The following is a 13735-nucleotide window of genomic DNA, read 5'->3' as shown; positions in this document are numbered from 1 at the left end:
CCCCCCCCCCCCCCCCGCCGGTGGTGCGGGGCGAGCAGCGGCGGGTGGGTGCCGGGGCGGACGACCTCGCTCGGGTGCGGGTCGAAGGTGACGACCACGGCGGGGATGCCCAGCTCGCGGGCGCGGGCCACCGCCTTGCCGATGATCAATTGGTGGCCGCGGTGCACTCCGTCGTACGAGCCGATGGTGACGACGCTGCGTCCCCAGCCCTCGGGGATGTCCTCCAAGCCACGCCAGCGCTGCACTGTGCCCGCTCCTCGCCCGAACTCGTGTCCGTCCACTGCGCCACTTCGCCATGGCGCAGGTCTAAGACTGCCATGCCGGGAGCCGCGCTACGCGCGAAGGGTGGCCCGGCCGCTGTTGCATCGGACACCCCGGCGCCGGGCCGCCGGGCTCCCGGGGCGCGGACGGCGTCAGCTCCGGCATCCCGCGAGGGTGGCGCAGGCGCCCGGCCCCACCACCGCCGTCCACTCCCCCGGCTCGGCCGCCAGCCACTCCCCCACCCGCCGGGCGAACCCGGGCACCCGCCGCCCCAGCTCCACCAGCCGCCGGTCGAAGCAGGCCGCCCCCTCCGGCGTGCGGACCAGCAGCGTGCCCGCACGGTGCACCAGCTCCCGGGTGCGCTCCTCCGGCCGCCGCGCCATGCCCTCCGCCGCCGCCCCCAGCAGGGCCTCCAGCACGCTGGTGTCGTATCCGTGGCCCCGGCCGCCCGTCGGGGGCGCGTCGGACGCCTCGCGCGCCAGCAGCACATCGAGCAGCGCCCGCCGCATCGGGTCCGCCGCGCCCGGACCCGCGCCGGCCAGCACAGCGGCGAGCGCGCGCCGGACCGGGGCCGGGGAGCCGGTCAGCAGCTCCACGGCCAGCGGCCCCAGCGCTTCACGGGCGGCCGGCCCCTGGTCGAGCCGGCGCGCGACGAACTCCGCCACCGGCCGCGCGGCGCGGTCCGGACAACGCCCGGCGTACTCCCGGACCAGCCCGGCGGCGCGGTCCGCGAGACCGGGCCGGGTGACGGCGGCCAGCGCCCGCAGCAGCGCCGCGGTGCCCGCGCTCCGGCCGCCGGGGCGCTCCTCGCGGGCGCGGCGCTCCACCGCCCGGCAGAGCGCCGCCGGTTCGTCCTCGGCGAGCGCGTCGAGCAGTTCGGCGGCCCGGGGGTGCGCGGTGTCGGCCAGCACCTCGACGAGCGGGTCCAGCGCCCGCGCCCGGTAGGTGTGCAGCAGCGCCTGCGCGGCGCCCGCGACGGTGATCTCCCGGGGGACGGTGGGCGCGACCTGGAGGCGGCGGGTGTCGTCGAACCAGCCGCACAGCAGGGGCTGGATCCGCCCGGGATCGGTCTTCAGCAGGTCCGCGACGTCGTCGAGGAAGCGGGGGAATCGGGGGAAGCGGGGATGGCGGGCGGAGCGGGCCGGGCCGTCGCCCCGGCGGAACGCTTCTGCGGATCCTGCGGATGCGGCGTACCGCGTCCCGGCGCAAGCATCGACCCAGCTGCCACTGCCACCGCCACCGCCCTGCCCGGCAGCGTCGGCATCGGCGTCGGCGGGGTGGACCCGCACCCGCGGCGGTCGCGCGAAGGGCCGCGACGGGCCGCCGGGGGCCGGTGCGATGTCCGGCCCGTCGGCCGGCAGCAGCCGGCGCAGCAGATCCAGCCGGGCCGCGTCGCCCAGCGCCAGGCAGCGCCAGAACGGCGGCCCGAAGTCGTCCAGCCCCGTATACCCGAAGCCGCCCGCCTGGAGGGACCGCTGGGTGATCCGGTCGGCCAGCAGCCGCAGCACACCGGCGTACGGCGCCGCGTCGGCCGCCCGCAGCAGCTCGTGCGTCAGACGGCGCGCGGCCCGGCCCCCGCGGTCCGCCCCGGGCTCGGTCGCCAGCCACGCCAACTGCCCCAGCTCCGCCATGAGTTGACCGGCCCCCCGGTTTCCGTACGCCACCCCGTAGGAACCCTCGCGGGCAGCTCCCGCCCCCTCCACCGGAACCGCCTCGGCAGCCGCATCCGCGTCCGCAACCCTGCCGGCATCCAGCAACGCCATCTCCGGACCTCCCCGCCCGTCCCGCCCGTCCACAACAGCGACGACGGTAGGCAGGGGGTGATCTTCGCGACAGGGTGCCCCTCGAACGCGCCCCCTTCCGCGCCTTGATTCACTCCGAGCGCCCGCACGGAGGAGTGAATCACCGCGGTGCGCTGGACAGAGTCAGGAGGAGGGGGAGGGTGGAGCGCGGACCGAACGCTCGCGCCCGGAGGACTGAGCGCGGACGGATGCCACGCGCCCGAAGGGTAAAGCGCCGACAGACGCCACGCGCCCGAAGGATCGAGCGCGGACAGACGCTGCGCGCCCGTCCACGCGGTCCGTGTTCCACCACCTCGCCCCGGAGCGGCCCGGACGGTGCCGTCAGGCGAAGACGGCCAGGCTCTTGGCCTTCCCGCCCTGGTTCTCCACCAGCGCCAGGAACGTCCCGTCCGGCCCGAAGGCGGCCACCGGACCGTCGCCCTCGAAGCGCGGCATCGGGATGCGCGCGCCGTTGAGCAGCAGCCGCGCCTGCGGCTCGGTGACGTCCCAGCGGATGAACGCCGCGTCGGCGGCCTCCGCGATCGGCATGACCGGCAGCCCGCCGCCCTCGGTGTCGTCCACCGCGGCCTGGAGCTGCTCCAGCGTGCGCGCCCGGTCGAGCTTGTACGGGCCGACCCGGGTCCGCCGCAGCGCCGTCAGATGGCCGCCGACGCCGAGCCCGGCACCGAGGTCGCGGGCCAGCGCGCGGATGTACGTGCCGGACGAGCAGACGACGGAGACCAGCAGATCGGTCACCGGCGTGCCGTCCTCGGCCTCGGTCTCGTCCGCCGAGTGCACCACGAACGAGGAGACGGTGACCGGCCGGGCCGGGATCTCCACGTCCTCGCCGTCGCGGACCCGCGAGTACGAGCGCTTGCCGTCGATCTTGATGGCGCTGACCTTCGACGGCACCTGCATGATCGCGCCGGACAGCCGGGCGACCCCGGCGTCGATGTCCTCGCGGGCGAGGCCGTGCGCCGCCTTCGACGCGGTGATCTCGCCCTCGGCGTCATCGGTGATCGTCGACTGGCCGAGCCGGATGGTGCCGACGTACTCCTTCTCGGTCAGCGCGAGATGCCCGAGGAGCTTGGTGGCCCGCTCCAGTCCGAGGACCAGGACACCGGTCGCCATCGGGTCGAGGGTGCCGGCGTGCCCGACCCGGCGGGTCCGGGCCATACCCCGCATCTTCGCCACGACGTCGTGCGAAGTGAAGCCGGACGGCTTGTCGACGATGACCAACCCGCCCGGCTTGTTGCTCTGCCGCTTCATTCTGCCGCTGCGCCCTCGTCGTCCTCGTCGCCGCCCGGCTTGCGGTACGGATCGGCCTCACCGGCGTACTGGGCGCCGGAGGACACCTCGCGCACCTTGGCGTCCGAGGCCCGCGCCTTGTCGAGCAGGTCCTCGATGGTCTTGGCGTTCTCCGGCAGGGCGTCCGCGACGAACGCCAGGGTCGGCGTGAACTTCGTCCCGGCCGCCGCGCCGACCGCGGACCGCAGGATGCCCTTGGCGCTCTCCAGGCCGGCGGCGGCGCTGGCACGGTCCTCGTCGTCTCCGTAGACCGTGTAGAAGACCGTCGCCTCCCGCAGGTCGCCGGTGACCCGGGTGTCCGTGATGGTCACGTGTGAACCGAGCCGCGGGTCCTTGATACCGCGCTGGAGCTTCTGGGCGACCACCTCCCGGATGAGGTCCGCCAGCTTCTTCGCCCGCGCATTGTCGGCCACTGGTCCGTCTCCTTCTTGTCTTCCACAATTGTGCTTCCACCGGCGACGACGTGCCCGTGCGGGTCAGTCGTCGTCGCCGTGCAGCCGCCGGCGTACGGACAGCAGCTCCACTTCGGGCCGTGCGGCGACCAGTCGCTCGCAGCGGTCCATGACATCGATCAGATGCCCGGCGTTACCGGACACCACCGCCAGGCCGATCCGGGCCCTGCGGTACAGATCCTGGTCCCCCACCTCCGCGACGCTCACCGCGTACTTGCGGTGCAGCTCGGCGACGATCGGGCGGATGACCGAGCGCTTCTCCTTCAGCGACCGTACGTCGCCGAGAAGCAGGTCGAAGGACAGCGTCCCTACGTACATGCAAGACGGGTTGAAGCCACCCGTGGGGCCTTAGGTGTACGAGTCCCTCGAACCGTACACGCAACGGCCGGGGCCGATCGACGGAAATTCCTCCGCCGACCGGCCCCGGAACCGGCCCGCCCGTCGCCCGGCCACCACTCCCGGTGGACCGCGCCACGCGCGGGCTGCGACACATCAGCCGCGCGGCTTCTCGCGCATCTCGTAGGTCGCGATGACGTCGTCGACCTTGATGTCGTTGAAGTTCCCGAGGTTGATACCGCCCTCGAAGCCTTCGCGGATCTCGGTGACGTCGTCCTTGAAGCGACGCAGGCCCTCGATGTTGAGGTTCTCCGCGATGACCTTGCCGTCGCGGACCAGGCGGGCCTTGGTGTTCCGCCGCACCTCGCCGGAGCGGATGAGGACACCCGCGATGTTGCCCAGCTTGGACGACTTGAAGACCTCGCGGATCTCCGCCGTACCGAGCTCGACCTCTTCGTACTCCGGCTTGAGCATGCCCTTGAGGGCCGCCTCGATCTCCTCGATCGCCTGGTAGATGACCGAGTAGTACCGGACGTCGACGCCCTCGCGCTCGGCCATCTGCGTCGCGCGGCCCTCGGCCCGCACGTTGAAGCCGATGACGATCGCGTCGGAGCCGGACGCCAGGTTGATGTCGGACTCGGTGACCGCACCGACGCCGCGGTGCAGCACCCGGATGTCGACCTCCTCGCCGACGTCGAGCTGGAGCAGCGAGGACTCCAGGGCCTCGACCGAACCGGACGCGTCGCCCTTGATGATGAGGTTGAGCTGCTGGACCTCGCCCGCCTTGAGCACCTTGTCGAGGTCCTCGAGGGACACCCGGCGGGTGCGCTTGGCGAACGCGGCGTTGCGCTCGCGGGCCGCGCGCTTCTCGGCGATCTGGCGGGCCGTACGGTCCTCCTCGACCACCAGGAAGTTGTCGCCGGCGCCCGGGACGTTGGTCAGACCCAGGACCAGGACGGGGGTCGACGGACCCGCTTCCTCGACGTTGTTGCCCTTGTCGTCGAGCATCGCGCGGACCCTGCCGTAGGCGTCGCCGACGACCATCGTCTCGCCGACGCGGAGGGTGCCGCGCTGGACGAGGACGGTGGCCACGGCACCACGGCCGCGGTCGAGGTGGGCCTCGATCGCGATGCCCTGGGCGTCCTGGTCGGGGTTGGCGCGCAGGTCGAGGGCGGCGTCCGCGGTGAGGACGACGGCCTCGAGCAGCTGGTCGATGTTGGTGCCCTGGCGGGCGGAGATGTCGACGAACATGGTGTCGCCGCCGTACTCCTCGGCCACCAGGCCGTACTCGGTCAGCTGACCGCGGACCTTGGTCGGGTCGGCGCCCTCGACGTCAATCTTGTTGACCGCGACCACGATCGGCACGTCGGCCGCCTTGGCGTGGTTCAGCGCCTCGATCGTCTGCGGCATGACACCGTCGTTGGCCGCCACCACGAGGATCGCGATGTCGGTCGACTTGGCACCGCGGGCACGCATGGCGGTGAACGCCTCGTGACCCGGGGTGTCGATGAAGGTGATGCGGCGCTCTTCGTCGTTGACGTGTGTCGCGGCCTGGTAGGCACCGATGTGCTGGGTGATGCCACCGGCCTCGCCCGCGACCACGTTGGTCTTGCGGATCGCGTCCAGCAGGCGGGTCTTACCGTGGTCGACGTGACCCATGACGGTCACCACCGGCGGACGGGAGACCAGCATCTCCTCGCCGCCCTCGTTCTCGCCGAACTCGATGTCGAAGGACTCGAGCAGCTCGCGGTCCTCCTCCTCCGGGCTGACGATCTCGACGACGTAGTTCATCTCCTCGGCGAGCAGCTGCAGCGTCTCGTCGGAGACCGACTGGGTCGCGGTGACCATCTCGCCCAGGTTGAGCATGACCTGGACCAGCGACGCCGGGTTGGCGTTGATCTTCTCCGCGAAGTCCGTCAGCGAGGCACCGCGCGACAGGCGAACCGTCGCGCCGTTGCCGCGCGGCAGCATGATGCCGCCGACCGACGGGGCCTGCATCGCCTCGTACTCCTGACGGCGCTGCCGCTTCGACTTGCGGCCACGACGCGCCGGGCCGCCGGGACGGCCGAACGCACCCTGCGTGCCACCGCGGCCACCGGGACCGCCCGGACGACCGCCGAAGCCGGGACGACCGCCGAAGCCGCCGCCACCGCCACCGGGACCGCCGCCACCGGGACGACCGGCGAAGCCACCGCCGCCACCGGGACGACCGCCGCCGCCACCGGGACGACCGGCGAAACCGCCGCCGCCACCGGGACGACCGCCGCCGCCACCGGGACGACCGGCACCGCCGGGACCGCGACCGCCGCCACCGGGACCCGGACGCGGGCCGGCGGCCGGACGCTGCGGCATCATGCCCGGGTTCGGGCGGTTACCGCCGCCGGGACGCGGACCGGCACCGCCGGGAGCCGCACCCTGCGGACGGGGCATGCCGCCCGGGGTCGGACGCGCGCCGCCCTGGCCCTGCGGACGGGGACCGCCCTGGCCGCCCTGCGGACGCGGACCGCCGCCGGGCTGACCGCCGGGACGCGGGGCGCCACCGGGACGGGGAGCCTGCGGACGGGCCATGCCCGTGGAGCCGCCGGACGTGAAGGGGTTGTTGCCCGGACGCGGACCGCTCGGGCGGGGGCCGGGACGGCCTCCCTGCCGCTCACCGGGGCGCGGGGCGTTGCCGCGGGACTGACCCTGGCCGGGCGCCGGACGACCCGGGCGCGGGCCGGGCGTGGCACCGGGACGGGGCCCCGACTGCGCGGCCGGAGCCGGCGCGGACGGCGGGGCCTGGAACTCGGGCTGCGCGGGCGCGGCCGGAGCGGGCTTCGGCGCGGGACGCGCCGGGGTCGGCCGCGGGCCCGGGGTGGGGCCGGCGGCGGGAGTCTTGGGTGCCGCGGGGACCTGCGGCGCCTCGGGGGCGGCCGGGGCCGCGGGACCCGGCTTGGGGGCGCCCGGCTTCGGGGCAGCCGGACGCGCCGCCTGCGCCGGAGTGGGCGCGGACGGCTTCGCAGCGGCCGACTTGCGCGGTGCCGCGGGCTTACCGGCGGCGCGGCCGGAGCCGCTGCCTGCCTGGAAAGCGTCGGTCAGCTTGCGAACAACCGGCGCCTCGATCGTCGAGGACGCCGAACGGACGAATTCACCAAGTTCTTGGAGCTTGGCCATCACGACCTTGCTCTCAACGCCGAACTCCTTGGCGAGTTCGTATACCCGGACCTTAGCCACTTCGCTCCTTCTAGGTCCGGGTGTCCACCGGACCGTCGCTACTTCATGGGCGTACTCATCGCGTACTCATCGAGTGCTCATCGCAATCTCGACCTACTTCCGACTCGCGAGGTACCTGACCGCACGGTTTTCCGTGCGCTGTGCGTTTCTTGCTGTGCTTTATTGCCATGGCGGCTGCTCAACCCGCGCCCCCTTCGATGAACCGGCGCAACTCCGCCGTGTCGAACGGGCCACGGCCCCGGTAGGCCCGGGGGAACGCCCGGCGGCGAACCGCCAGGTCGAGGCAGACCAGTGTCCGGTGCACGTAAGCACCCCGGCCGGGCAGCGTACCGCGAGGATCGGGGACACACTCGCCCTCGATCGCCACGATGCGCAGCAAATCGCCCTTGGCCGCTCGCTCCCGGCAACCCAGACAAGTGCGCTCAGGGCATGCGCGGGCATGCGTCCGGCCAGACACTGCTTAAGTCTACCTCCCCACAGCGACTCCACCCCGATGGGGTAAAGCCCGATCCATCGCTCAGAATTCCCTGCGGGAGGCCGCGGCACCACTTTTTTTCGCCCGCCGCGGCCCCGCGCTCCGGACGGGCTCAGCCCAGCGGCGCCTGGTGCTCGGTGTCCGGGCGGATGTCGATCCGCCAGCCGGTGAGCCGGGCAGCGAGCCGGGCGTTCTGCCCTTCCTTGCCGATCGCGAGCGACAGCTGGTAGTCGGGCACCGTGACCCGCGCGGAGCGTGCCGCCAGGTCCACGATCTCGACCTTGCTGACCCGGGCCGGCGACAGCGCGTTCGCGACCAGGTCGGCGGGGTCGTCCGACCAGTCCACGATGTCGATCTTCTCGCCGTGCAGCTCGGCCATCACGGCCCGCACCCGCCCGCCCATGGGACCGATGCAGGCGCCCTTGGCGTTCAGCCCCGAGCGCGTCGAGCGCACCGCGATCTTCGTCCGGTGCCCGGCCTCGCGTGCGATGGCGGCGATCTCCACCGACCCGTCCGCGATCTCCGGCACCTCCATGGCGAAGAGCTTCTTCACCAGATTGGGATGCGTACGCGAGAGGGTGACCGAGGGGCCGCGGACGCCCTTGACGACGCGGACCACATACGACCGCAGCCGGGTGCCGTGCGCGTAGTCCTCACCCGGGACCTGCTCCTGCACCGGCAGGATGGCCTCCAGCTTGCCGATGTCGACCAGCACGTTCTTGGGGTCCTTGCCCTGCTGGACCACACCGGTGACGACATCGCCCTCACGTCCGGCGTACTCGCCGAACGTGACCTCCTCCTCGGCGTCCCGCAGCCGCTGCAGGATGACCTGCTTTGCGGTGGTCGCCGCGATCCGCCCGAAACCGGACGGGGTGTCGTCGAACTCGCGGGGCTCCTCGCCCTCCTCGAGATCCGCCGGGTCCTCCTTCGCCCACACCGTCACATGCCCGGTGCTGCGGTCCAGCTCCACCCTCGCCCGGCGGCGGCTGCCTTCGGTGCGGTGGTAGGCGATGAGGAGGGCCGACTCGATCGCCTCGACCAGCAGGTCGAACGAGATCTCCTTCTCCCGCACCAGACCCCGCAGGGCACTCATGTCGATGTCCACGGCTACGCCTCCTCCTTGTTCTCGTCGTTCCCGCCGCTCGCGCGGCGCTCGTCGTTCTCGTCGATGGTCTCGCCCCGCGTCGCGTCACGCTTGGCGGACTTGCGGCTGAACTCCAGCTCGACCCGGGCCTTGGCGATCTCGTCGAACGCGATCCGGCGGGCGGTCGGCCTGCGGCCCTTGACGCCCGGCACCTCCAGGTCGAGGCCGGTGTCGTCCATGGCGACGATCCGCGCCACCACCTCGCCGCCCTCGTGCAGCCGGGCCTTGATGAGGCGGCCGACGGCGCGGCGGTAGTGCCGCGGCTCGGTCAGCGGCCGGTCGGCGCCGGGGGAGGTGACCTCAAGGGTGTAGGGGGCGCCGCCCATCACGTCGGAGTCGTCCAGGACCTGCGACGCCTCGCGGCTCAGGTCGGCGCACTCGTCCAACTGGACGCCCTCATCGGAATCGACCACGATCCTCAGCACCCGGCTCCTGCCCGCCGGGGTCACCTCGATCTCTTCCAGATCCAGGTCTCGCGCGGCGACGAGCGGTTCAAGCAGTCCGCGCAGCCTCTCGCTCTGGGTGGTGCTCATCCGGGTGACTCCTCGGCCGCGTGTGCTGTTGTGGGTGGGTCGTGTGTCGGGTCAAAGCCTATCGGTTCCGGCGGGGTACTGACGATTCGGTGGGTGGGCACGGATACGCTCGCCTGCGGTGATCACTACGGAAGACCCCGGGAAGTGCAACGTGCCGAAAGAGGCGCTCACACGCCGAAGGACCCTGCTGGCCGGTGCCGCCCTCGGGGGCGCGGCACTGCTCTCCGGATGCGCCGCCGGCCCCGGCCGCGAAGAGGGGGATGCCGAACACTCCGCCGCGGCCGAGCGGCTGCGGGAGCGCTCCGCACGGGACAGCACGGCACTGCTCGCCCGCTACGACGCGACGCTGGCCGCGCACCCGGCGCTGGCGCCCCACCTGCGTCCGCTGCGGGCCGAAGTCGCCCGGCACACCGAGGCGTTCAGGCCCGGCCGGGCCACGCCCGCGCCGTCCGGCAGGGCCGCCGCCGGGCCGGCGCGGCGGGCGGCGGCGCCCTCGGTGCCGGCCGACGAGCGGACGGCGCGGACCGTGCTCGCCGACGCGGAACGGGCGCTCGCCGACACCCGCACGGCGGCCCTGGCCACCGCGCCCCCGGAACTGGCCCGGCTGCTCGCGTCGGTCGCGGCGGCCGGGGCGGCGCACGCGTATCTGCTGACGGGGTCGGGGGCGTGAGCCGGGGCCCGGTGGGCGGGTGTCGGCGAGCGCCCGCACCGTACGACGGCCGGGCCCGGCGGCCGGCCAACTACCAGAGAAGAGCACGGAGATGACGACCGGAACGAAGCACGGCGGCGAGCTGGCCGCGGTGCAGGCCGCGCTCGCCGCCGAGCATGCGGCGGTGTACGGGTACGGCGTGGTGGGCGGCCGGATCGGGGCCGGGCGCCGCACGGAGGCGCAGAGCGCGTACGACGCGCACCGGGCGCGGCGGGACGCGCTGTCCCGCACCGTGCGGGACCTCGGCGGGAAGCCGCAGGCCGCGGCGGCCGGGTACGAACTGCCGTTCCCGGTGCCGGACGCGACCGCCGCGGCGCACCTGGCCGCCGAGCTGGAGGACCGGCTGGCCGCCGTCTACGCGGATCTCGTACGGGCCGCCGGCGGCGCCCGACGCAAGGAGGCGGCGGGCGCACTGCGCGAGGCCGCGGTGCGGTCGGTGCGCTGGCGGGGCAGCGGCGTAGCCTTCCCTGGGCTCGTCGAGCGGGCCGCGGCGCCGGCTCCGTCCGGCTCCGCGGGCGCCACCTCCGGCGCGCTCTGAACGACCGGCCGCCCGGCGGCACCTCCCCCTACCTCCCCACACTGCGACCTCCCGACGGACAAGGACAGCTCAGGCATGGCAACGGCACCCATCGAACCGCCGCAACGATTGCTGGGCGCGCTCAGCGGCGATCAGGAGGGTCCCGTACGGGCCTGGCTGGCGGCGCTGCCGACGCTGGTCCAACAGCGGCTGGACGCCTGGGAGTTGACGCTGGAGCGGGTGCACGCCCCGGGTGGCCTCAGCAGTCTGGTCGCGCTGGTTCGGCAGCAGGACGGGACGCCCGCGACGCTGAAGTTCCCGGTGCCGGGGCGGTCCGCGGCGCAGGAGGCCGCGGCGCTGCGGGTGTGGGACGGCTGGGGCGCCGTGCGGCTGCTGCGGGCCGACGAGGCCGGTGGCGCGCTGCTGCTGGAGCGGTTGCAGGGCTCGGTGTCGCTGCGTTCGCTGCCGGAGTCCAAGGCGCTGCTGGAGGCGGCGGGCACGGTGCGGCGGCTGTGGGTGCCGCCGGGCGCGGGGCACCCGTTCGCGACGGTGGCGGAGCGGGTGGCGGAGGACGCCAAGGCCCTCGGGGCGGCCGGCGAGCTCGCCGGGGCCGCCGCGCCGCTGGTCGAGGAGGCGCTGGAGCTGGGGCGGGCACTGCCGGCCGGGGCGCCGGAGGAGGTCCTGCTGCACGGGGCGTTCCGGCAGGGCAAGGTGCTGGCCGGCGAGCGGGTGCCCTGGCTGGCGGTGGGCCCGTCGCCGCTGGTCGGTGAGCGGGCGTACGACCTGGCGCGGCTGGTGCTGGACCGGTTCGAGGACCTGGTGGCCGGGGCGGGGGCGCCTGCGGCGGCCCGGAGGCGGGTGGCCAGGCTGGCGGACTCGCTGGACGTGGACCGGGAGCGGCTGCGCGGCTGGACGCTGTACCGCGCGGTGCGCGGCGGGCTGCGCGAGGCGGCGGTGGGCGACCGGCAGCGCGGGGAGCTGCTGCTGGAGTTCGCCGCGTATCTGTAGCGGCCCGGTAGCGGCGGGCTCGGCAGCACGCAGCGCGAACGGGCCGGCCGGGGCATCCCCGGACCGGCCCGTTCGCCGTGTCGTCACGCGCCGAGGCGGGCGACGGCCTCCTCGACCGTCAGCTCCTCGCGCTCGCCGGTACGGCGGTCCTTGACCTCGACGACGCCCTCGCCGGCGCGGCGGCCGGCGACGACGATCGTCGGCACGCCGAGCAGCTCCGCGTCGGTGAACTTGACGCCGGGCGAGACGCCGGGGCGGTCGTCGACCAGGACCCGCAGGCCCGCGTCGCCGAGCCGGTCGCCGATCTCCAGGGCGAGTTCGGTCTGCTTGGCCTTGCCGGCGGCGACGACATGGACGTCGGCGGGCGCCACCTCGCGGGGCCAGCACAGGCCCTTGTCGTCGGCGTGCTGCTCGGCCAGCGCGGCGACGGCGCGGGAGACGCCGATGCCGTACGAGCCCATGGTCACCCGGACCGGCTTGCCGTTCTGGCCGAGCACGTCGAGGTGGAAGGCGTCGGCGTACTTGCGGCCCAGCTGGAAGATGTGGCCGATCTCGATGGCGCGGTCCAGCTTGAGGCCGGTGCCGCAGGCCGGGCAGGGGTCGCCCTCCTGCACCACGACGACGTCGACGTACTCGTCGACCTCGAAGTCGCGCCCGGCGACGACGTTCCTGGCGTGCACGCCCGCCTTGTTGGCGCCGGTGATCCACGCGGTGCCGGGGGCGACGCGGGGGTCGGCGAGGTACTTCACCTTCTCCAGGCCCTGCGGACCGACGTAGCCGCGCACGAGGTCGTCGCGGTCCACGAAGTCCTCGGCGGTCACCAGCTCGACGGGGGCCGGCGCGAAGTGCGCCTCGACCTTGTCCATGTCGACCTCGCGGTCGCCGGGGACGCCCACGGCCACGATCTCGCCCTCGACCTTCACCAGGAGGTTCTTGAGGGTGGCGGAGGCCGGCACGCCGAGGTGCGCGGCGAGCGTCTCGATGGTCGGGGTGTCCGGGGTGGGGATCTCCTCCGCCGCGGGCGCACCGGTCGCGTCCACCGGCTTCAGCGCGTAGGTGATCGCCTCGGTGTTGGCCGCGTAGTCGCAGTTCGGGCAGTCGGCGAAGGTGTCCTCGCCGGCGCCGGCCGGAGCGAGGAACTCCTCCGACTTGGAGCCGCCCATGGCGCCGGCGGTGGCGGCGCAGATGCGGTACTCCAGGCCGAGGCGCTCGAAGATCCGCTGGTACGCGGCGCGGTGCAGCGCGTAGGACTCGGCCAGGCCCTCGTCGGCGGTGTCGAAGGAGTAGGAGTCCTTCATCTGGAACTCGCGGCCGCGCAGGATGCCGGCGCGCGGGCGGGCCTCGTCGCGGTACTTGGTCTGGATCTGGTACAGGATCACCGGCAGGTCCTTGTAGGACGTGCACTGGTCCTTCACCAGCTGCGTGAAGATCTCCTCGTGGGTGGGGCCGAGGAGGTAGTCGCCGCCCTTGCGGTCCTTGAGGCGGAACAGCTCGGCGCCGTACTCGTCCCAGCGGCCGGTCGCGTCGTACGGCTCCCGCGGCAGCAGGGCGGGCAGCAGAACCTCCTGGCCGCCGATGGCGTCCATCTCCTCGCGCACGATCCGCTCGACGTTGGCGAGGACCTTCTTGCCGAGCGGCAGCCAGGACCAGACACCGGCGGCGGTGCGACGCACGTATCCGGCGCGCACCAGGAGCTTGTGGCTGAGCACCTCGGCGTCGGCCGGGTCGTCGCGCAGTGTCTTGATCATCAAGCGGGACATGCGCTGGACCTGTGCGGCGTTGGCCATGGGAGTTTCTCCTGCGTAAGAAAGGTGACTCCCTGGAGGTTAGCCGTAGGGGTATCGCGCGAGGAAATGCGATTCCGCTGCGCTTGGCCGGCGTCCCACGTTTTCGGCTTTCCCGCCGCGGGGGGGGTGTTCGCCGTTGCGCCTGCGGCGAGCCGATCCGCTGCGCTTTGCCGGCTTCCCACGTTGCTGGCCGCCCCGCCGTTGCGCCTGC

General features: G+C 73.7%; 12 protein-coding genes and 1 pseudogene. 3 read left to right on the top strand and 10 right to left on the bottom strand.

Translation table 11 applies throughout. The features are described from left to right. From RZ84_RS41720 to rimP, 9 genes and pseudogenes are all read right to left on the bottom strand, one after another. Positions 1-245, bottom strand: a pseudogene (locus RZ84_RS41720) (bifunctional riboflavin kinase/FAD synthetase); the annotation flags it as partial. A 168-nt stretch (positions 246-413) separates the two neighbouring features. After that, entirely contained in the window at positions 414-2024 is a 1611-nt protein-coding gene (locus RZ84_RS26220) for a hypothetical protein (RefSeq protein ID WP_157878895.1), read from the bottom strand. A gap of 360 nt (positions 2025-2384) precedes the next feature. Next, positions 2385-3311 carry a tRNA pseudouridine(55) synthase TruB gene (gene truB, locus RZ84_RS26215; protein WP_043266362.1) on the bottom strand — a complete coding sequence of 309 codons (927 nt, stop codon included), beginning with the start codon at positions 3309-3311 and terminating at the stop codon, positions 2385-2387. Next, a complete protein-coding gene (gene rbfA, locus RZ84_RS26210) occupies positions 3308-3763 on the bottom strand; it encodes a 30S ribosome-binding factor RbfA (RefSeq protein WP_043266361.1) in 456 nt (151 codons plus the stop codon). The genes truB and rbfA overlap by 4 nt, the downstream gene beginning before the upstream one ends. 63 nt (positions 3764-3826) lie before the next feature. Next, a complete protein-coding gene (locus RZ84_RS26205) occupies positions 3827-4120 on the bottom strand; it encodes a DUF503 domain-containing protein (protein ID WP_043266360.1) in 294 nt (97 codons plus the stop codon). 174 nt (positions 4121-4294) lie between these two features. Next, positions 4295-7351 carry a translation initiation factor IF-2 gene (gene infB, locus RZ84_RS37075; protein WP_078894198.1) on the bottom strand — a complete coding sequence of 1019 codons (3057 nt, stop codon included), beginning with the start codon at positions 7349-7351 and terminating at the stop codon, positions 4295-4297. A gap of 178 nt (positions 7352-7529) precedes the next feature. Next, the gene (locus RZ84_RS26195; RefSeq protein ID WP_078894196.1) at positions 7530-7808 is read right to left on the bottom strand and encodes a YlxR family protein; all 279 of its coding nucleotides are present in this window, start codon (positions 7806-7808) and stop codon (positions 7530-7532) included. A gap of 130 nt (positions 7809-7938) precedes the next feature. Next, on the bottom strand, positions 7939-8931 hold the full coding sequence (gene nusA / locus RZ84_RS26190) for a transcription termination factor NusA (protein WP_043266358.1): 993 nt from the start codon (positions 8929-8931) through the stop codon (positions 7939-7941). 2 nt (positions 8932-8933) lie between these two features. Next, positions 8934-9503, bottom strand: a complete 570-nt coding sequence (rimP, locus tag RZ84_RS26185; RefSeq protein WP_043266357.1) for a ribosome maturation factor RimP — start codon at positions 9501-9503, stop codon at positions 8934-8936. Between the two features lie 118 nt (positions 9504-9621). On the opposite strand from rimP, the gene RZ84_RS26180 reads away from it, so the two are divergent. From RZ84_RS26180 to RZ84_RS26170, 3 genes are all read left to right on the top strand, one after another. After that, positions 9622-10173: a hypothetical protein gene (locus tag RZ84_RS26180; RefSeq protein WP_241777858.1), complete on the top strand. Its 552-nt coding sequence runs from the start codon at positions 9622-9624 to the stop codon at positions 10171-10173. Between the two features lie 91 nt (positions 10174-10264). After that, positions 10265-10750, top strand: a complete 486-nt coding sequence (locus tag RZ84_RS26175; RefSeq protein ID WP_043266355.1) for a ferritin-like domain-containing protein — start codon at positions 10265-10267, stop codon at positions 10748-10750. 75 nt (positions 10751-10825) lie between these two features. Then, entirely contained in the window at positions 10826-11737 is a 912-nt protein-coding gene (locus RZ84_RS26170; RefSeq protein ID WP_043266354.1) for an aminoglycoside phosphotransferase family protein, read from the top strand. A gap of 83 nt (positions 11738-11820) precedes the next feature. Here RZ84_RS26170 and RZ84_RS26165 read toward each other — a convergent pair whose 3' ends face one another. Next, on the bottom strand, positions 11821-13524 hold the full coding sequence (locus RZ84_RS26165; RefSeq protein ID WP_043266353.1) for a proline--tRNA ligase: 1704 nt from the start codon (positions 13522-13524) through the stop codon (positions 11821-11823). Positions 13525-13735: the final 211 nt, after the last annotated feature.

This window comes from Streptomyces sp. CT34 (assembly GCF_000805335.1).
Taxonomy (GTDB): domain Bacteria; phylum Actinomycetota; class Actinomycetes; order Streptomycetales; family Streptomycetaceae; genus Streptomyces.
Note: the sequence above shows the minus strand (reverse complement) of the source record. Positions and strands in the feature narration are given on the sequence as shown.

Excerpts from the sequence above, each read along its gene's own strand:
- RZ84_RS26220 (WP_157878895.1), bottom strand. The coding sequence starts at position 2,024 with ATGGCGTTGCTGGATGCCGGCAGGGTTGCGGACGCGGATGCGGCTGCC.
- truB (WP_043266362.1), bottom strand. The coding sequence starts at position 3,311 with ATGAAGCGGCAGAGCAACAAGCCGGGCGGGTTGGTCATCGTCGACAAG.
- RZ84_RS26205 (WP_043266360.1), bottom strand. The coding sequence starts at position 4,120 with ATGTACGTAGGGACGCTGTCCTTCGACCTGCTTCTCGGCGACGTACGG.
- rimP (WP_043266357.1), bottom strand. The coding sequence starts at position 9,503 with ATGAGCACCACCCAGAGCGAGAGGCTGCGCGGACTGCTTGAACCGCTC.
- RZ84_RS26175 (WP_043266355.1), top strand. The coding sequence starts at position 10,265 with ATGACGACCGGAACGAAGCACGGCGGCGAGCTGGCCGCGGTGCAGGCC.
- RZ84_RS26170 (WP_043266354.1), top strand. The coding sequence starts at position 10,826 with ATGGCAACGGCACCCATCGAACCGCCGCAACGATTGCTGGGCGCGCTC.
- RZ84_RS26165 (WP_043266353.1), bottom strand. The coding sequence starts at position 13,524 with ATGGCCAACGCCGCACAGGTCCAGCGCATGTCCCGCTTGATGATCAAG.